The following is an 18,434-nucleotide window of genomic DNA, read 5'->3' on the forward strand; positions in this document are numbered from 1 at the left end:
TGGTTTGGTTCAATGGTTCAATGGTTCAATGGTTCAATGGTTCAATGGTTCAATGGTTCAATGGTTCAATGGTTCAATGGTTCAAACTGCCGGGGCGATTTTGTTTTAAATATTTGATTTTTTGCCGCAGTTGCCGTACTGGTTGCTTGATGTTCTTTTCTTCGATACAATAATTCGTAGACACCTCCTTTCTTACTAACAGCTTTCAAAGCAGATTTGTGAATTTCGCCCTAATTCGTGAAATTTGTGTGAATCAAATTCGTTTGAAATAAAAAAGCCGCCCCTTAACTGTAGGGCGGCTTTAGTTTTTAGTTAGCCTTGGCGAGACAATATTAAAAACGTTAATTCTTTTTTGTTAATTGATATTATGTTTGATTGTTGTTTGATTCTCTTTTTGTTCTGATATGGTGATTCGTAAACACCTCCTTTCGTATTAATAGCTTTCAAAGCAGATTTGTGAAAATTCGACCCAATTCGTGAAATTCGTGTTATTACAATTCCTCATCGTGCTGGCTGATATCCAAACCTGCCAATTCTTCTTCAGGTGTAACACGTAATGTGCTTATCATGTCGGTTATTTTTAACAATAATAATGAGCCGAAGAAAGCAAATGCCGATACGCCAACCAAAGTTACCAGGTGAAGTAAAAACAAGTGGGTTTCGCCATAAAATAAACCATTGCCTGTTGTGTTGGCGCTGTTTACATTTTGATGCGCGAATACACCGGTTAGCAACATACCAACCATACCGCCTACGCCATGGCAAGGGAATACATCAAGTGTATCATCAATACTGGTTTTGCTTCTCCAGATAACTACCAGGTTACTTACAACAGCTGCAACAATACCAATTATTAATGAGTGGGGGATGGTTACAAACCCTGCAGCAGGCGTAATAGCAACCAAGCCAACTACGGCACCAATACACGCGCCTAATACGCTTGGTTTTTTACCGCGCAGGATATCAAAAAACATCCAGGCCATTGCTGCTGCTGCAGATGCGGTGGTTGTAGTAGCCAAAGCCGTAGCCGCAAGTGTGCCCGAACCTAAAGCAGAACCGGCGTTAAAGCCAAACCAGCCAAACCATAATAAACCTGTGCCCAATAATACGTAGCTGATACGGGCCGGATTGTGCGATGTTTCGTTACGGCCTTTTAAATATAATGCCGATGCAAGGGCTGCCCAGCCGGCGCTCATGTGTACAACGGTACCGCCTGCAAAGTCAAGTACGCCTTTACCAAACAGGAAACCATCCGGATGCCAGGTTGAGTGGGCCAAAGGCGCATATATAAATATCATGAACAGGCAAAGGAAAATAACATAGGAATTAAAGCGGATACGCTCGGCAAATGCGCCGGTAATAAGGGCCGGGGTAATAACCGCGAATTTTAACTGGAACATAGCAAACAGTATCAATGGAATGGTTGGTGCAAGTTTCCAGGTGGCGTTACCCAAGGTGCCCTTCATCATAAAAAAGGTACGCGGATCGCCAATGAAGCCGCCAATGGTATCGCCAAAAGCAAGGCTAAAGCCAAAAATAACCCAAATTACAGTGATAACGCCCATACATACAAAGCTTTGCAGCATGGTTGATAGTACGTTTTTTTTGCTTACCATACCGCCATAAAAAAAGGCAAGTCCTGGTGTCATAATCAATACAAGAGCAGTACTTACCAATAGCCAGGCAGTATCGCCGGTGTCAATTTTACTGTCTTTAACGGTTGTTAAAGTTACCGATGGAAATATAAGGGCAAGTACTATAATAAGTATAAGTATGCCAAATGGGATGAATTTTTTCATGCTTAGGGTTTTAGGGAATAGTTAATAAAAAGCTGATAGCTTAATGCATGAAGCAAAAAGCCAGGTTTTCAAAAAAAGCCCGGTTTATAAAATATTGATAGCTAACTACAATAACTAACCTTATTGCAATAACAACCGATAGTTAAAGCCTCGCCCTTGTGCAGGCAAGCTTAACATTGTATAAACAAGGTTGGTTAATACTTTTAGTTTAATGACGGATGAAGAAACTGCCCGGTACCCAATCAAAATACCGGGCAGTTCAACAACTATACTTGCAGGGCACCCAATCAAAATGCCTGTAAGTATTTAAACTAAGTTTTTAAAAAACAATAAACACGGTTGTGTAATCAGCACAGCCGCATGTAATTGTTTAACTATTACCAAAATGCGTGGAATGGAAAAAGAATGAGTTTGCGGAATCGCGATAGCTCGCTTGTACCCCTGCCGCAAATAAAATTGAGATACTTTACGTGTATGATGTAAAAATTGGGGCTTGTGTAAAGGAATGGCAGCGAATGCGCCCCCCGATGCTGCTGTAGGTTTATAATTTGTACCGGTACATTATTAAGGCTGTAATCATAGTTATAAGGGCTATGATGGTTGGTTGTGGCCGATACCGATGTTTTTTTATCGTCTTTATGGCTGGCATGGTACAATCCTCCCCTTGCCGAGGCCGAAAACCCCGAAAATAAAAGGAAAATTAGCGCCGTAAACCGATAAAGGCTATTGAACATGCCTAAAAGTAATAAAAAAATAAAATAAATGCATTTTTTTTACAAGTATTTTAACTTTTTGATTGTTTATGTGAAAAATATGTATAGAATTTGGCTTTTTAATTCATTGATTGTGAGAAAATATAGATGGTATATTGAGTTTTGCCAGATTTTATTGTCAAATTTTAACTTTTTTGCATTTTGGTGAAACCTGATTTTTGGTGGTGGGATTTAAAGCACCCGACAATTTGGGGCCCTTTTGGGGTAGTGAGGCTCTGTTAAATAAAAATCTATTAAACTATTCTGTACGAATGCGTCCTTTGTTGTTTTGCGCCTTTCGAAATTTTATTTGGCAAATATTGATTTATTCAAAATTAAATATACTATTTGTTTTGATTTATCGTTATTTTTGAAATAAAATTCTTAAAACAATGTCAGTAACAAAATTTAATTTGTACAACGCCGAGTGGCTCGACCTTGTATTTGATCAGCGTAACAAAAATTATGGTGCCTATGAACTACGGCAACATTACGGTCGTACCATGAGTAAGGCAATGGTGTTAACCTTTGCCGCCATTACAGTTTGGGCGGTGGCAAGTTTGGCATTCAGGCATAAAGTGGAGGACGGAGTTATCATTAGAGAGATTCCCATCTTAAAAGTCCTGCCCCCTCCTCCGGTCTCACCCAAAGCGCGCCAGGTGATACCACCTCAGGCGGCGGGTGCTCAACAACCGAAGGATCTTTCTAAAAAGATTAATTTCCCGCCACCTGTTGTGGTGCCCGAAGAAAAAGCTGTCGATCCGCATACTATGGCCGACCTTCAGAAAGCTACCATATCCAATACAGATCAGGCCGGACCAGATGCTCCGGCAGGAAATATTTTAGATGTCGATATTAAAGAGGGTCCTGGTTCGGGTAATCCTATTACTGAGGACGAAAAGGTACGGCCTTTTAGCGAAGTAGAGATATTACCGCAACCCGATGGTGGAATGGCCGGATGGGCAAAATTTTTACAAAAAAACCTGCATTACCCGGCAATAGCGCGCGAAAACAATATATCGGGGAAAGTATTTGTAAGTTTTATTGTGGAGAAGGACGGGCAGCTAACGGATATAAAAATAGTGCGCGGACTTGGTTACGGACTGGACGAGGAAACCATAAGGGTATTAAAACTGGCCAAAGCCTGGAAACCCGGTATCCAGAATGGGCGTCCGGTCCGCGTAGCTTACAGTATACCATTTGCATTTCAGCTGGCGGAGGAGAATTAATTGGTTCGGGTTGCAGAGCTCGGAGGCGGGCAGAACGGGAGTCAAATAAAGTAAAGGGTTCAGGGATAACGGGGGCGAGGCAGACTAATCCATGTACCATTTATCTGAGCAACCCGTAACCCGAACCTCGCAACCCGCAACCCGATCAACATAATCCGCAACCCAAATGAAAATGAAATTTTGATGAAATTTATTTTTTGCGAATGCTACATTTTTTCATGTTTTGTAAAATATAACAATTGCTTATTCGTTATATAAGAAATTTAATTCTTTAAATTATGTCTATCACAAAATTTGATTTGTACAACGCCGAGTGGCTCGACCTTGTATTTGACCATCGTAACAAAGAATACGGAGCTTATGAATTAAGGCAACACTACGGCCGAACTATGAGTAAGGCTATGGGTTTGGCATTTGCAGGTATCGCGGTTATTGCAATATCCACCTTTGTTTTTAAAGGCAAACCGGTAGAAATTGTTAAGATGACGCCTGTTGATTTGACCAGGGTTTTAATTCAGCCCCCGATTGCGCCGCCCAAGAAGGCCGAACCGCCAAAATCTACCGAACCGCTTAAGCCTGTTGAGCCGATAAAAACAGTTGCCAGCCAGCCACCCGTTGTGGTACCTAATGACCCCATTGTGCAACCGCATACCACTGCCGAATTACAGGCAAGCACCATCGGAGCTACAGACAGTAAAGGGGCTGACAAACCAGGCAATGCAATGGATGTTAATACCAATAAGGGTACAACAGGCACCGGCCCTGCGGTTGATAATGCCATACATGATATGGATGGCACCCTTGAAGCAATGCCCGAACCGGTAGGTGGTGCAGCGGCGTGGAGTAAATTTTTGCAAAAGAACTTGCGGTTCCCGGTGGTAGCGCAGGAGCAGGGGGTATCTGGCAAGGTATTGATGAGTTTTGTGATTGAAAAAGATGGCTCGCTATCAAATATAAAGGTTGAACGCGGTGCGGGTTTTGGATTTGATGAAGAAGCTTCCCGGGTATTAAAGCTGGCCAAAGCCTGGAAGCCAGGCATGCAAAACGGGCAGCCCGTGCGCGTTAAATATGTAATACCAATGAACTTTCAATTAGCCGACCAGTAATATTTAAGTTTCGGGTTGTGAGGCTCGTGGGTGTTGTGATGACAGATGTGTGTGATTGTGTGTTAGCCTCCGGAGAGATCTTCGGGGGCTTTCTTTTTGGGCAAGGTTACTTATAACGCCTTCCTGAAACAGATACTATCCGGCAAATCAACATACGGGCCATATTTGGGGATGGGCACATAGCCCGCTTTTGGATATAAGCTTAATGCCTCTACCTGCTTTTCGCCGGTTTCGAGCACGGTATATTTATAGCCTAAGCTGCGTGCCCAGGTTTCCAGTTCAGTTAATACCATTTTGCTTATGCCGTTGCCGCGTGCATCAGGGTGTACAAACATTCGTTTAACTTCCACAGCTTCGGCATCGTACCATTTAAAACACCCGCATCCGGCAGGCTGGTTATCAACATAAGCTATCACAACGGTATCAATTTTTTCTATCAGGTTGTGCTGATCGTAAATATCCATCATAGCGCCATTGCGGTCGCGCAAATCAGCATCAAGCTGGTTTACCAGGATGCGAAAATCGGGATCGGTGCTGGTGGAGCGGGCGAGGCGTACTGTTTTCATTAGGGCAAAAATAGAATAAGAAAAAGATAAGTTGGATTCGAGATTGGATAATTTTAAGTAATGGAATTTTATCAACCCTGAGCTATAGAAGCTGTATGCTTTAGGGATAATTTATATGTGCCCGGATAAAACCTTTTTGATAATGCATTGTCGTACCTGCAAATTAACTTTATATGAAAAAAATAGTCTTCGCCGCAATGGCATTGTTAAGCTTTTTTAGCTTCAAGGCAGCCGATGCCCAGGTAAGTGTTAGCCTTGGTATTAATATAGGGAGTCAGCCCGCATGGGGGCCTGTTGGCTACGATTATGCCCGTTACTATTACATGCCGGATATTGATGTATACTACTCGGTTCCAACACATCAGTATGTTTATTACCAAAATAACAGCTGGATAAAAACAAGTGTATTGCCCGCCAGGTATGGCAATTTTGACCCCTATCAAAGTTATAAAGTAGTAATAAACGAAAAGGACCCGTGGGTACGGAACAACGTTTATCGTACCAAATATGCAACTTACAAGGGGCGTCGCGATCAGGTTATTATCCGAGATAGCCGTGACGAGAAATATCGCAACCATTGGGATAACGGTAAACATAAAGGCTGGGATAAGCAAAAATATAAAAAGCAAAAGAACGATGACGACGGCGACAACCGGGGTAATGGCAATGGACACGGCAAGGGACATGGTCATAAAGACAAAGATTAATAACCGGCCTATCGGATAGCTTTGTTTTTTACCAAAAATTAAACTATTTTATCAATAGTAAAAATGTCAATTATTTAGTGTATGTTTGCAACTTATTAATATACAATATAATGCAACAAGGAACAGTAAAATTTTTTAATGACGAAAAAGGTTTCGGATTTATTACCCCAGCAAATGGTGGAAGCGAAATTTTCGTACACTCATCTGGTTTAATTGACAACATTCGCGAGAATAACTCAGTTAGCTATGATGTAGAAGAAGGTCGTAAAGGCCCAAATGCCGTAAATGTTAAAATAGTTTAATACCCTATATAATCATTTTTAAAGCCCGTTCCTGCAAAGGAGCGGGCTTTTTTTGTGTTTTTTGCTCTTGCGTCGTCTTCTATCAGTTACGTAAATCAATTTTGACTTTTAAATTTTAACTTTTGAATTTGTAAAATCAATTTCCCCATTTCCGTGTTAAACAACCAGTAAAAGCCGCCGTGGTGGTTGCTTAATGTAAAAGCAAATAGAATATGACGGCTTGGGTTTTTAAAAACAGGTGGCGAAAAATTGCGATAATTGGCCTGGGCATATTAGGCGTTATCATACTGGTAGTGGTGTTCTTTTTGAATAGTTTTTTAAGCAGAACGCTCTCGTCGAAACTTAAAGAGGCTGTGCTTAAAGGCACCGACAGCCTGTACCGGGTAAACTTCAACAAACTTGATGTTAATGTATTTAACGGCGCCGCTATATTACACGATATTACTTTTACGCCCGATACCGCGGTATACCACCGCCTGAAACAGGCAGGCCATGCGCCCAATCGTTTAACGGAGATAAGAGTGAAACGGCTGGAAGTGTCTGGTGCACATCCGCTGGATATCTGGCTGCATAAAAAGATAGAAGTAGCATTAATCGACTTAAAAAATCCCGAAATATACATCAGCAAAAACGACGATAAGCAACAGCCCAAAAGGCCTGCAGACAAGCGTACCCTTTATCAAAAGCTTTCTGCAAGTTTCAAGCTTATCCATGTAGCCGATATCCGCCTCGGCGAAATAAACTTTACCTACCGGGATAAATCGGGGCCAAAACCGTCGGTTCATGTGTTAAAAGAGATGGACGTGCACGCTACCGATCTGCTCATTGATTCCGCCACGCAGGCTGATACGTCCCGCACGTTGTATTGCCGCGATATTGTTACCCAGCTTGAGCATTATACAGGCAAATCGGCAAACGGCTTGTATACCTATAAAATAAATTCGGTAAAGTTATCAACCAAAACCTCCAGGCTGGATATTGCCGGGGTAGATGTGCAGCCGCTTGCCATAAGCACGTACCTGGCTAAAAGCAACACAGATCGTTTTGGCCTGCACCTGAATGCCGTTACCCTGCACCATTTTAATTACCGCAGCTACCGCCGTGGCCAGAGTTTGGATGTGGAGAGGGCGGTATTAAGTAAAGGCGAATTCAGCATATTCAGCAATCCAAACGGTCCGCTTAAAACTACCGATAGATTGGTTACTTTTCCTAACTGGGCCATCCGCCAGCTAAAAATGGGGCTTCAGATTGACACCCTCGAGGTTAAAGATCTCGATGTAAATTACAGCGAATTCAAAAAAGATAAATCGCGTAAAACCGGTACGGTAAGGTTTAGCGCAGTTACAGGCAGGTTCTTTAACCTTACCAATAAAAAAGCCTTGTTACAAAAGGCCCCCCTGGCTACGGTACACCTGAGCACCCTGTTTATGGCCAAGGGGCGGCTAAACCTGCAATTTGGCTTTAACCTTGCCGATGATGCCTATAGCTACAGCTACAAAGGCCATATGGGCGCCATGAATATGGCCGATGCTAACCCGGCTGTTATGCCGCTTGGGCTGGTGCGTATTACATCAGGCGCGGTAACCAGCCTCGATTTTGATATTCACGGCAATCAGCATAGCTCGGCAGGTAAGGTTACCTTTTTGTACCATAATCTTAAGGTTGATGTATTAAAGCCCGACGATGAAAAAGGTTACGCAAAAAAGGGCATCATTTCGTTACTGGCAAACGCGGTAATACTTAAAAGCGATAACCCTGACAATGGCAAAGCTGTCCCTCGCGTGGCTGATGTTGCCTTTATCAGGCCCAAAAACTTCCCTTATTTTAAAACCATCTGGCTTGCCCTGCTCAATGGCCTTAAAGGCTGCGCCGGCGTAGGAAAGGCCGATGAAAAAGAGAAAAATCAGCCGCTCACCAAAAAAGAAATAAAGGAAAAGGCCGAAGCAAAAAAGAAAGCCAGGGATTTTAAACAGAAAGAGGATAAAAAGTTTAAACAAAAGTTAGCCGAAAAACAGAAACCTTAACCTGGCCGGCCTTGAACTTTAACAACAGGGCCGTATTTTCAACATCAAAACAGAATCAAATGGTAACTTAAGCAGTGTTATTACGTTAACAACACTAAAGAACAACTCAAAATTATGTTTTTGGGGCTTTTTACTTACAGTTTCTAACTGAAATTAACGGCTGATTTGCCACTAACACCATGGTACTTTGGGCATTAACGTAAGGTTAATAGATAATTAATATGAATAACTAAATACTTCAAACCGCGTTTTTTACGTTTAATCAATCAATTTGCTACTTACTTTTTGTAACCCCGACATTAAAATAACTTTGCTGATACAGAGAAAACTCCGCTTTTATAACCTTTTTATCGTTAATAAATTAAACACAGCCGCTCTGGCTATTTTACTGTTATTTTCAATACATGCTGCCGCGCAGCAAACAGATAGTCTTAAAACAGGCAAAGCTGCGGTTACTACCGTAATCGGACATATTGTTGATGATGGCTCGGGCTTGCCGCTGGCCTATATCAGCATTACGTTTAATGGCAGTAACTTTGGCGCCACATCCGATAAAGATGGCAATTTCAGGCTAAGCGCCAACGGTTTGTTTAACCGCATTACGTTTAGTTATGTGGGGTACTCATCGCTTACGCGTGCTATAAAACCGGGGCAGGCCAGCCAGCTACAGGTGCGCATGCGTAGCAAGCAAACGCAGTTAAAAGAGGTTTCGGTTACATCGGGCAAAAAAGCGCGGTACCGTAATAAAGGCAATCCGGCCGTCGAACTTATTCAACAGGTAATTGATCATAAAGACGAAAACCGGATGGCGGCTGTCGACTACTATCAGTATAACCAGTACGAGCGTATCGGCATGTCGTTTTTCCATTTGTCGCCCAAGTTTATTAATGGTAAGTTTTTTGGCAAATACAAGTTTATGCTCGATAGCTCGCAGGTGATTGACGGGCGCAAAGAAACCTCCCTGCCCGTTTACTTTAGCGAAAAGATTTACCAGCAGTATTACCGTAAAGAGCCCGCCAAATCTATCAGTATATTGCAGGCGCAAAAAGAAACCAACATTATTAAGTTTGTTGATACCGCCGGGCTTGATACCTATCTTAACCGCTTTTACGGCAATAATATTGATATTTATGCCAACAATATTTTTATTGTAACCAACCAGTTTTTAAGCCCGATATCCAATCACTCGCCCGATTTTTATAAGTTTTTTATTACCGATACCGTACAAACCGATAAAGGGAAACTGGTAGGCATCAGCTTTACGCCACGCAATAAAGGCGACCTGCTGTTTGAAGGCCGCTTGCTGGTTTCATTGGACGGCCATTATGCCGTACAATCATGCGAGCTGAATGTAAACAAGCAAATCAACATCAACTTTATGCGCAGCCTTAAGGTGAAACTTGATTTTCAGCAATTTCCCGGCGGGCGCTACTACCTGCAAAAAAGCGATGTAACTGCTGATTTTGGGATTCTAAAAAACAAAGGAATAGCCGTATACGGTCAGCGTACTGTTTTTTATGATAACTATAAACTAAACCAGCCCCAACCGGCCGGTTTTTATGAGGGTAAAAGCAGCCAAACCATGGCCGACGCTAATAAGCCCGATACCGCTTACTGGGCACAACACCGCAGTGATACGCTCAACAGCCAGCAAAAACAGCTGTACGCGCGCATTAACCGGTTGGAAAGCATGCCATCATATAAACGGCTCACCTGGATAGCGGCAACCCTTACCGGTGGTTATGCCGTGGTAGGGCCCGTACAGATTGGGCCAATAGGGTCGATTTTTGCGTATGATAACCAGGAGGGTGCCCGGTTCCAGTTAGGCGGGCGCACAACGCCTGCCCTGAGCAAAATAATCTATTTTGACGGCTATACTGCCTACGGCACCAAAGATAAAGCAGCCAAGTACGAATTGAATACCTATATATCACTCAACAAAACTGCGCCCTATCGCTACGCCAACAATTACTTTAAAATAGGATACCGGTACGATGTGGACCTGCCGGGGCAAAGCCTGGCGGTAAGCAACCAGCAGGCTGCGCTTACATCGTTCCATACCGGTACTACCAATTACTGGTTGTATAACCGCACATTTACACTGGCCTATGTAAGGGATTTCGATAACCATTTTTCGTACAACCTTGCTTTACGCAACTGGAATCAGCGGCCAGCAGGTACCCTTCAATTTCAATCAAATACCGATAATAGCCTTATCCCCAGCCTTACCACTACCGAGGTTGCCCTGGGCATGCGCTACGCCCCACATGAGCAGTTTATACAAGGAACCATATTCAGGCATACCGTATTTAGTAAATACCCCATTTTTAACCTGCAAATCAATCACGGTTTTGCGGGCCTGTTAAACGGGGTTTATAGTTACAATAACATATCGGCCAATATTTTTAAGCGGTTTTACATGTCGCAATTGGGCTTTACCGATATAACGCTGTTGGGCAATCTTGTTACCGGCAAAGTCCCTTTCCCGCTGTTGAATATGCCGCCCGCCAACCAATCATTAAAGTACGACCCGGACGGCTACAATAACATGAACTACCTTGAGTTTGTGAGCGATCACTCGGCGGGCATCAATATTACCCACAACTTCAACGGCTTTATCCTCAATAAAATTCCGCTGATAGAGCACCTCAAATGGCGCGAGTTCCTGTCGTTTAAAGCTATCTACGGCGGTTTACGCGCCGAAAATAATCCGCTGCTATCGGCCAACCTGTATAACCTGCCACCGGCGCTGGGCAACGCCAATGGCACCTACGCACTGGGTAGCACCCCCTACATTGAGGCCGGCGTCGGCATCGGTAATATATTTAAACTGCTGCGGGTTGACGTCATTAAACGCTTCAACTACCTCGATCATCCCGGCGTAAACCAATACGGTATCAAGTTTAGTATTGTGCCTGATTTGTAAAAACAAGTTGTAAGTATTCTTTTTATAGGCTATATTAGTTTAATATTCAATCTGTTATAAATAGCCTGTATTTTAATTTCCCTGTGTTAAAATATTAAGCAGTCTCTGCCCACTTATGCCTGTTGATATGACTTTGCATCGTGTTTTAAAAAATGCTGTTATCGTTTTGATCTTTATGCTCAACTGTAGCTTAGAGGGCTTTGCGCAAGCTGATAGTCTTCGGTTTTATGCCAGCCAATTAGATTCGATTTATACTAAATGGACTAACTCGCCCGATAGTACACTTAAAACAGACCCGGTTATAATGGCCTTCTTACACGTAAACCCTACCTCGAGGATAAAGGGGGCAGGCAAGCTTGAGGGGTTTGCCCTTACTTATAATACACCCGAAATAAACTGGTATGATTTGGCAACGGTAATAGACAAAGATTCTGTTGGTTATTTAATTAAGGTGCGTATTCCCCGAAAAATTTATAGTCAGCATAAAATGCTTACCTGTTGGGCCGTTTGGTGGGGCAGCGAGATGCAGGTTGTTAAATATGGTGGTATTAATATGCGGATAAAACTAACGCTGCAATCCCAACCGCAAAAAGCCAGCGTATATTTAATACCGCACAGAATTTGGAAGAGCAAATTTGAAAACACCGCGTGGCAAACTCATATTGATTTGCTAAACGATTACATGGTGGATAGCGATCAAACAAACACGTCTGTAACCATTGATGAAACCGTTTATACAGTGGTATTTAAGTTGGGTAATAAATTCCTTACCCGTACGCACTATACCAGGCCGATGGATATAGAACCAACTCAAAAAGTGACCGTAGATTTTCAAAATGAATAAATGGAAAGCTATTTTAAAAACCGGCTCGGGATTGTTTGCAACCATTCCGGGTTTGGGGGTACTTTTAAGTAATATAGGTGTACCGCCCGATAGTTCAAAATACCTGTTTTGCGGTATTATAGAGTCCTTTGGGGTATTTACACTTTTAATATTAAGGTTCAACTCCGGCTATTTCAAATCACTTTCTGTAAAAACCATCAATCGTTTGGCTATCATGTCAATCGTAACTTTTGGGCTTACATTGTTTTTTTACCTGTTCCTTTTTAACCAATATGTTGTGGGGTATAAGGATTCGAAACCCGTGTTTTTCCCGGTATGGCCCCAGGGCGAACTTAGGGAGGGGCTGCTGGAAACAGGTAGTAAAGCCAACTTAATCAGGGAGTGGGGCCGCGATGACGTACGCACGGTTATCCAGTCGTCATCATCGGCCATGTTAAACTATAGCATGCTGCTGTTTTTACTAATATACCAACTGATTTTCGTGTCGCTTACTTTTGCATTCGGAATCCTTTCTATACGGGTTAGCGAGATTGACAAAGGATAATACTGGCGTGCAAATCAATCCGTCAGTTAATTTCGCTAAAACCTTGTAAAATTGAAAGCGGAAGGGGGGTGTTGGAGTGAATATAGTTGCCCTTCGCGATTTAGAATCAGGAGTAAACAAACATTCAGCCAGGGCTTTTACATCGTTTTTGCTAAATGGGATTGATGTGCCTTCCCATTGCCGGTAACTCCGTGTGTCATAATCCACACGGAAACTCCCGATGTAGTACCTTTCAAAATCCTGGCCATAGTTAATGATATAGTAATCTGGCAAGTCGAGATTTTTCATTTCATACAACTCAAGACCTGTGTAGTAGTCGTCGTCCATTAACTCACAATAGAAATATAGTTTTTCCACTTTCCCCGATTTTAGGTTTGGTCGCTTTTTTGATTGCAGTAACAATGGGCTAACATATATAGCACGTTCGCCGCTTTCTGTTTGAATAGTTAGGGCATAAAAGTTAAGCATAACGTTTCAGGTTTACATTGTGGGTATCTGCATGAGCAACCATATTAGCCTTTAATATATGCACTATATTGATAAGTTGAAAATTTGGAGCTGATTGAATGAGGAATTTTTAACTATTTAACAGCTGCCAAAACGATCTTGGGTCATTTGATGATTTAGAGATTCAGCCTCGCCAATCAATGCCAAATAGCGGGACTCAAGCATCAGGATTTTTGATTTCCGGACTTAAGGATACAATTGCGACTTGATACTAAAAAATTATTGCAACCTTTATGCGATAGCCCGGTCTAATCAGCAAGTGAGTCACCAAAACGAATATCAGCATCCAGACCAGCAACTGGTTTCCCGAGTTTTGGGTGGCGATAGGTATGCTTTTGGTATCATTATTAAAAATACCGAAGGATTGGTGGCGCAGCTTATCTTTAAGATGATACCCGTGCCTGCCGATAGGAAGGATATAGCACAGGACGTTTACCTGAAGGTTTACAAAAACTTGCCCGGCTTTAAATTTCAATGCAAATTATCAACCTGGATAGCGCAAATTACATACAACACCTGCCTGCATTACCTGGAGAAAAAAAAGGTCGTACTAATAGAAGCACAGGATGATGACGACGGGCAACAGCAAACGCTTGAGCGACTGCAACAAAAAGATGTTGGCCGTTATGATAACGAGGTAGAGCGCTTGCTATCAGCAAAAGAATTGTCGGTTATTTTAAATGCCGAATTGGATAAACTGTCACCAGTTTATAAAACGCTGTTATCCCTGTATCACCAGGAAGAAATGAGTTATACCGAAATAGGCCAGATCGCCAACCTGCCCGAAGGTACCGTTAAAAATTACCTGTTCAGGGCCCGCAAGGCATTAAAACAAAACCTGCTAACCAACTATAAACGCGAAGATTTATGAGTAGTTACCATCCAACAGACAATGAATTACAGCAATATGCCCTGGAAGGCACGTTAGCGGGCGCAGACATTGCCGACCACGCACAAGGCTGTGCTGCCTGCAGCGCTAAACTGACCAATTACCRCCTGCTTGGCCGGCAAATGTATACTTTGCAAAAACCTGCATTTGATTTTAACCTTGCCGACCTGGTACTGCAGCAATTACCAGCCCCAAAGGCAGAATTTCCGTGGATAGCAGCACTGGGCGTAACCCTCACTGTGGTTTTCCTTTTTACAGTTTCGTTGTTATTTGGCACTTACCTGGTGCAGCTGTTTCAAAACCTGCCGGCCTTGTTTGGCACCATTTTAACAGCAAGCGCAATAGCAGTATTTGCCGGCATGCTTAATACCATGATTAAAGAACACCACGATCAGATGAAAAAGCTGGATTTTAATTAATTAACTGCAACATAAACATGGGCTGCCGGTCTCATCCGGTATTACAACGATAAAAAACAACAACATGAAAAAAATAGCCACTATCATATCTTTAATGTCGGCAGGTATTACTGCCAATGCGCAAACCGTATTTGATCCCTTTACAAACGAGCAGGCCTTTTTTGAGATGATGCACAGCGTCGTGATCATTATCCTCGTTTTCCTTGCCTCGTCATTTGTGCTCACACTCATCAAGCTTTTTTTAGACGACAGGTTAAAACGCACCATTGTTGAAAAAGGCGTTGCCGAAGGTGTAATTGCCCAACTATTACCCGCAAATCAAAAAGGCAAAGAGAACTCGCTTAAATGGTTTGCCATACTAACTGCTATCGCCATCGGCCTCACGGTCATCAGCTTTTACATGCCATCGGGCCTGTACGCCGCCACCGTGATGATATTCAGTATAGCCCTGGGGTTCCTGGGGTATTACTTCCTGTTAAAAAAGCTTAGGTAGGAGAGTCAAGAGTTAAGAATCAAGACAGCTGCAAAATTCCGGTAGCATTTTTAAACGTCCGCATCTTGGGCACAGGGAAAGCTATGCCCTTTAATTAATAAATCCATCCATCAACCCTCAACTTAACCAACCATGAAATCGTTTTATTATCTACTTATAACAGGCATTATATCCATTACTATTTGCCTTGCATTTACTATTGCCAATAATGGCGACCGCACCAGGGTTAAAATAACCGAGACATTCAGCATGTATAAACTGGAAGCCTCTTACAATCGCGATCAAACTAAAAAGGTGGAAGCTTTTATCAACCAAACCTTAAAGCCGGTAACCGTATTTAACACTTCCGACGAATTAGATACCCGGGTAACGCTTGGCGATAGCAGCAATTTTTACATCAGGGCGTCTGCCGGTTGGCTATTGGTTAAGGTTGAAAAAGACACCAATTCTGAAGCATCCCTGCTGCGCCTCAAAAAGCTCTGTCAGCAATTAAGCAAAAACGTAATTAAGTAAGGCCGCGCGCCCGTACCAAACCCTTTTATCTTATTGAAATGAAAAAACTGATCATGGTTATATTAACCATATGGATAACTATTGCCCCAATTTTTGTAAAAGCCCAGATAGCAACTGGTAAAATAACCGGCAAAGTACGGGATGCCACCCAAAAGCCTGCTGATGGCGCTACCATAACACTACGCGGCGTAAAGGATTCTATCGTGCTTAAATACGAACTGGCAGATGCCGGCGGCTGCTTTGTTTTTAACGGACTAAAAACCGGCCTTTACCAGGTGTTTATAACCGCCGCCGGTTATGCCCCTTATAAAAGCGATACTATCGCTATCAGCGATAAGCAACCGGCGGTGGCGTTAAAAGAAGTGGTTTTACAAACCGGTAACATTGCGCTCAAAGAGGTAAGCATCACCGGTAAAAAATCATACATCGAACATAAGATAGACCGGACGGTGGTAAATGTAGATGCTATCATTAGCAATGCAGGTGCTACGGCGCTGGAGGTGTTGGAGAAATCGCCGGGGGTACTGGTTGATCAGAACGGGACAATCAGCCTTAAAGGGCAGCAGGGCGTTGTCATCTTTATTGATGATAAGCCCAGCTACCTGTCGGGTGCCGCCCTTGCCGATTATCTGCGCAGCCTGCCATCATCCAGCCTGCAACAAATAGAGATTATGACCAACCCGCCCGCAAAATACGACGCTGCCGGCAACGCAGGCGTTATCAACATAAAAACAAAAAAAACGCAGGTTAGGGGCTTTAACCTTGGGCTTAGTTTAAGCATTGGCCAGTCCAGGTATACCCGTACCAACAATAGCCTTAATTTCAATTATCGCAAAAATAAGCTCAACCTGTTTGGTAACCTGGCTTACACCGTGCGTAACAGTTATGCCGATGTTGCCATTTTTCGCCGGTACAAAAATACCGATGGCCAAACTACGGGTAGTTTTAACCAGGATACCTATAACCGCCGCCAGGGGCATGGCGGCAAGCTTACTATTGGCGCAGATTATGATGCATCGCCAAATACAACCTTTGGCATAGCGCTCACCGGTTTGGCCCGCTATCCGTATTTGCTAAGTACAGGCACGGGCAACCTGTTAAACGCGGCAGGGCAGCCCGACTCCAGCGTGATTTCGAAAAACACCGAAAAGGGCAGCTTTAAAAACACAGCCCTGAACTTGAATTACCGGCACGAGTTTGAGAAAGACGGCCCGGATATTACCGCCAACCTTGATTACCTGCATTACGCCACCACCAACCAGCAGGATTTTGACAGCCAAACGTTTTTGCCGGGCGGGGCATTAATAAACCAAAGCAGCTTAAACGGCAGCCTGCCTTCAAATATTAAAATCCTATCGGGCAAGGCCGATTACGGGCATCCCCTGGGCGGCGGCCTAAAACTGGAAGCCGGCTTAAAAACCAGCTACACCCAAACAGATAACGTGGCCGGCTATTTTAATACTGTAGACGGCAATACCACGCCCGATTATGATAAAACCAACCACTTTAATTATAAGGAGAACATTAATGCGACGTATCTTAACTTCAATAAGGAATTTAAAAGGCTCAGCATCCAGGCCGGTTTACGATTGGAGAATACCAGCTCAAAAGGGCATCAGTTGGGCAACGTTTTAAAGCCCGATTCGGCCTTTAACCGTAACTATACCAACCTGTTCCCAACCTTATTTCTGCAATACAAGCTGGATAGCCTGGCCGATAACCAAATTCAACTGAACTATGGCCGCCGTATTGACAGGCCGTATTACCAGGACCTGAACCCCTTTGTTTCCCCGCTTGATAAATTTACTTACTACGTAGGCAATCCTTACCTGCAGCCGTCATTCGCCAATAAAATTGAGTTGGCCTATATTTTCAAAAATCATATTACCGGTACCCTAAGTTACAGCGACACAAAAAACGATACGGACGAAACCATCCAGATAGTAAACGGTATTTACTACAGCCGCCCCGGCAACATCGGCCATAAAACGGTAAGCAGCTTTTCTGTTGATGCCGATTTTGAGCCGGCAAAATGGCTTACTGTACAGGTAAATGGCGAAGTTACCCACGTACACTCGCGCAGTAATTTTTACACCGGCTTATTGGATACCAAAGGCACGTTTGTATACGGGCAGGGCATTTTGCAGTTTAAACTTAAAAAAGGCTTTAATCTGCAGCTTGATGGCAATTACCAAAGCAGTATTACCAGTGCCCAGTTTGTTACCGGTAGTAAGGGCGCTTTAAATGCAGCGGTATCAAAAAATCTATCGCCCAAAGTAACCCTTAAATTCAGCGTGAATGATATTTTGTATACAAACATCAACCGGGGTACCATCAATAACCTGTACCTTACCGATGCCAGCTACACCAACCACGGCGACACCCGGTCGGCCTTGCTAACGCTTAGTTTTCGTTTCGGCAAAGCCGTAGCCGGCCAGCGCAAAAAAGAACAAACGGGAGCGGATACCGAGCAGGGGAGGGTTAAGAATTAGTAGCAAGCGGGGAAGTATCAGGTAGTTAGTATCAAGTATCAAGATTTTTAACTTTCGGACTTAAGAAATTGCAGCTGTCATGCTACTTGCTATTTGATACTATAAGTGCAGCTGTCTTACTACTTGATACTTGCTACTTGATACTAAAAAAGCAGCTGTCTTACTACTTGCTACTTGATACTAAAAAAGCAGCTGTCTTGATACTCGATACTTACTACTAAATAAATTATAGCGTACGCCGCCGGTAGAAGCGGGCGCCAGGCTTTCTGTTCATACTGCACCGGCCTTAGCCACCCGGCCGGTACCCACGCCAATCCTTTAC

Annotated in this window: 16 protein-coding genes; 13 read left to right on the top strand and 3 right to left on the bottom strand. The window is 43.2% G+C overall.

Annotated elements, in window-relative coordinates; translation table 11 throughout:
- Positions 1-491: 491 nt before the first annotated feature.
- Both AC1DU2_RS29140 and AC1DU2_RS29145 read right to left on the bottom strand, forming a co-directional pair.
- Positions 492-1,799, bottom strand: coding sequence for an ammonium transporter (locus tag AC1DU2_RS29140; RefSeq protein WP_477388983.1), 1,308 nt, complete (start codon positions 1,797-1,799; stop codon positions 492-494).
- A gap of 377 nt (positions 1,800-2,176) precedes the next feature.
- A complete protein-coding gene (locus AC1DU2_RS29145) occupies positions 2,177-2,533 on the bottom strand; it encodes a hypothetical protein (RefSeq protein WP_477358114.1) in 357 nt (118 codons plus the stop codon).
- Between the two features lie 410 nt (positions 2,534-2,943).
- Here AC1DU2_RS29145 and AC1DU2_RS29150 point away from each other — a divergent pair, with 410 nt between their 5' ends.
- Together AC1DU2_RS29150 and AC1DU2_RS29155 are read left to right on the top strand one after the other, a co-directional pair.
- Positions 2,944-3,780, top strand: coding sequence for an energy transducer TonB (locus AC1DU2_RS29150; RefSeq protein WP_477388985.1), 837 nt, complete (start codon positions 2,944-2,946; stop codon positions 3,778-3,780).
- Positions 3,781-4,058: 278 nt separating this feature from the next.
- A complete protein-coding gene (locus tag AC1DU2_RS29155) occupies positions 4,059-4,886 on the top strand; it encodes an energy transducer TonB (protein ID WP_477388987.1) in 828 nt (275 codons plus the stop codon).
- 110 nt (positions 4,887-4,996) lie between these two features.
- On the opposite strand, the gene AC1DU2_RS29160 is transcribed toward AC1DU2_RS29155, so the two are convergent.
- Positions 4,997-5,452 (bottom strand): GNAT family N-acetyltransferase, encoded by a 456-nt coding sequence (locus AC1DU2_RS29160; RefSeq protein WP_477388989.1) that lies wholly within the window; start codon positions 5,450-5,452, stop codon positions 4,997-4,999.
- A 173-nt stretch (positions 5,453-5,625) separates the two neighbouring features.
- On the opposite strand from AC1DU2_RS29160, the gene AC1DU2_RS29165 reads away from it, so the two are divergent.
- The 11 genes from AC1DU2_RS29165 to AC1DU2_RS29215 all read left to right on the top strand — a co-directional run bounded on the left by AC1DU2_RS29165 (position 5,626) and on the right by AC1DU2_RS29215 (position 18,112).
- Complete coding sequence (locus AC1DU2_RS29165) at positions 5,626-6,159, top strand: hypothetical protein (protein WP_477388991.1); 534 nt, start codon at positions 5,626-5,628, stop codon at positions 6,157-6,159.
- A gap of 110 nt (positions 6,160-6,269) precedes the next feature.
- Entirely contained in the window at positions 6,270-6,461 is a 192-nt protein-coding gene (locus tag AC1DU2_RS29170; protein WP_090648758.1) for a cold-shock protein, read from the top strand.
- Between the two features lie 212 nt (positions 6,462-6,673).
- The gene (locus AC1DU2_RS29175; protein ID WP_477388993.1) at positions 6,674-8,485 is read left to right on the top strand and encodes a hypothetical protein; all 1,812 of its coding nucleotides are present in this window, start codon (positions 6,674-6,676) and stop codon (positions 8,483-8,485) included.
- Between the two features lie 310 nt (positions 8,486-8,795).
- Positions 8,796-11,411 (top strand): DUF5686 and carboxypeptidase-like regulatory domain-containing protein, encoded by a 2,616-nt coding sequence (locus AC1DU2_RS29180; RefSeq protein WP_477388995.1) that lies wholly within the window; start codon positions 8,796-8,798, stop codon positions 11,409-11,411.
- A gap of 175 nt (positions 11,412-11,586) precedes the next feature.
- A complete protein-coding gene (locus tag AC1DU2_RS29185; RefSeq protein ID WP_477388997.1) occupies positions 11,587-12,255 on the top strand; it encodes a hypothetical protein in 669 nt (222 codons plus the stop codon).
- Positions 12,248-12,799: a hypothetical protein gene (locus AC1DU2_RS29190; RefSeq protein WP_477388998.1), complete on the top strand. Its 552-nt coding sequence runs from the start codon at positions 12,248-12,250 to the stop codon at positions 12,797-12,799. Before AC1DU2_RS29185 ends, AC1DU2_RS29190 begins: the two co-directional genes overlap by 8 nt.
- 712 nt (positions 12,800-13,511) lie before the next feature.
- The gene (locus AC1DU2_RS29195) at positions 13,512-14,177 is read left to right on the top strand and encodes an RNA polymerase sigma factor (RefSeq protein ID WP_477389000.1); all 666 of its coding nucleotides are present in this window, start codon (positions 13,512-13,514) and stop codon (positions 14,175-14,177) included.
- Positions 14,174-14,614: a hypothetical protein gene (locus AC1DU2_RS29200; RefSeq protein WP_477389002.1), complete on the top strand. Its 441-nt coding sequence runs from the start codon at positions 14,174-14,176 to the stop codon at positions 14,612-14,614. The genes AC1DU2_RS29195 and AC1DU2_RS29200 overlap by 4 nt, the downstream gene beginning before the upstream one ends.
- A 64-nt stretch (positions 14,615-14,678) precedes the next feature.
- Positions 14,679-15,107 carry a hypothetical protein gene (locus AC1DU2_RS29205; RefSeq protein ID WP_477389004.1) on the top strand — a complete coding sequence of 143 codons (429 nt, stop codon included), beginning with the start codon at positions 14,679-14,681 and terminating at the stop codon, positions 15,105-15,107.
- A gap of 132 nt (positions 15,108-15,239) precedes the next feature.
- The gene (locus tag AC1DU2_RS29210; protein WP_477389006.1) at positions 15,240-15,620 is read left to right on the top strand and encodes a hypothetical protein; all 381 of its coding nucleotides are present in this window, start codon (positions 15,240-15,242) and stop codon (positions 15,618-15,620) included.
- Positions 15,621-15,658: 38 nt separating this feature from the next.
- Positions 15,659-18,112 (top strand): TonB-dependent receptor domain-containing protein, encoded by a 2,454-nt coding sequence (locus AC1DU2_RS29215; RefSeq protein ID WP_477389008.1) that lies wholly within the window; start codon positions 15,659-15,661, stop codon positions 18,110-18,112.
- Positions 18,113-18,434 lie beyond the last annotated feature (322 nt).

Source organism: Mucilaginibacter sp. P4_C11 (assembly GCF_056402115.1).

Excerpts from the sequence above, each read along its gene's own strand:
- AC1DU2_RS29140 (WP_477388983.1), bottom strand. The coding sequence starts at position 1,799 with ATGAAAAAATTCATCCCATTTGGCATACTTATACTTATTATAGTACTT.
- AC1DU2_RS29145 (WP_477358114.1), bottom strand. The coding sequence starts at position 2,533 with ATGTTCAATAGCCTTTATCGGTTTACGGCGCTAATTTTCCTTTTATTT.
- AC1DU2_RS29150 (WP_477388985.1), top strand. The coding sequence starts at position 2,944 with ATGTCAGTAACAAAATTTAATTTGTACAACGCCGAGTGGCTCGACCTT.
- AC1DU2_RS29155 (WP_477388987.1), top strand. The coding sequence starts at position 4,059 with ATGTCTATCACAAAATTTGATTTGTACAACGCCGAGTGGCTCGACCTT.
- AC1DU2_RS29160 (WP_477388989.1), bottom strand. The coding sequence starts at position 5,452 with ATGAAAACAGTACGCCTCGCCCGCTCCACCAGCACCGATCCCGATTTT.
- AC1DU2_RS29165 (WP_477388991.1), top strand. The coding sequence starts at position 5,626 with ATGAAAAAAATAGTCTTCGCCGCAATGGCATTGTTAAGCTTTTTTAGC.
- AC1DU2_RS29170 (WP_090648758.1), top strand. The coding sequence starts at position 6,270 with ATGCAACAAGGAACAGTAAAATTTTTTAATGACGAAAAAGGTTTCGGA.
- AC1DU2_RS29175 (WP_477388993.1), top strand. The coding sequence starts at position 6,674 with ATGACGGCTTGGGTTTTTAAAAACAGGTGGCGAAAAATTGCGATAATT.
- AC1DU2_RS29185 (WP_477388997.1), top strand. The coding sequence starts at position 11,587 with ATGCTCAACTGTAGCTTAGAGGGCTTTGCGCAAGCTGATAGTCTTCGG.
- AC1DU2_RS29190 (WP_477388998.1), top strand. The coding sequence starts at position 12,248 with ATGAATAAATGGAAAGCTATTTTAAAAACCGGCTCGGGATTGTTTGCA.
- AC1DU2_RS29205 (WP_477389004.1), top strand. The coding sequence starts at position 14,679 with ATGAAAAAAATAGCCACTATCATATCTTTAATGTCGGCAGGTATTACT.
- AC1DU2_RS29210 (WP_477389006.1), top strand. The coding sequence starts at position 15,240 with ATGAAATCGTTTTATTATCTACTTATAACAGGCATTATATCCATTACT.
- AC1DU2_RS29215 (WP_477389008.1), top strand. The coding sequence starts at position 15,659 with ATGAAAAAACTGATCATGGTTATATTAACCATATGGATAACTATTGCC.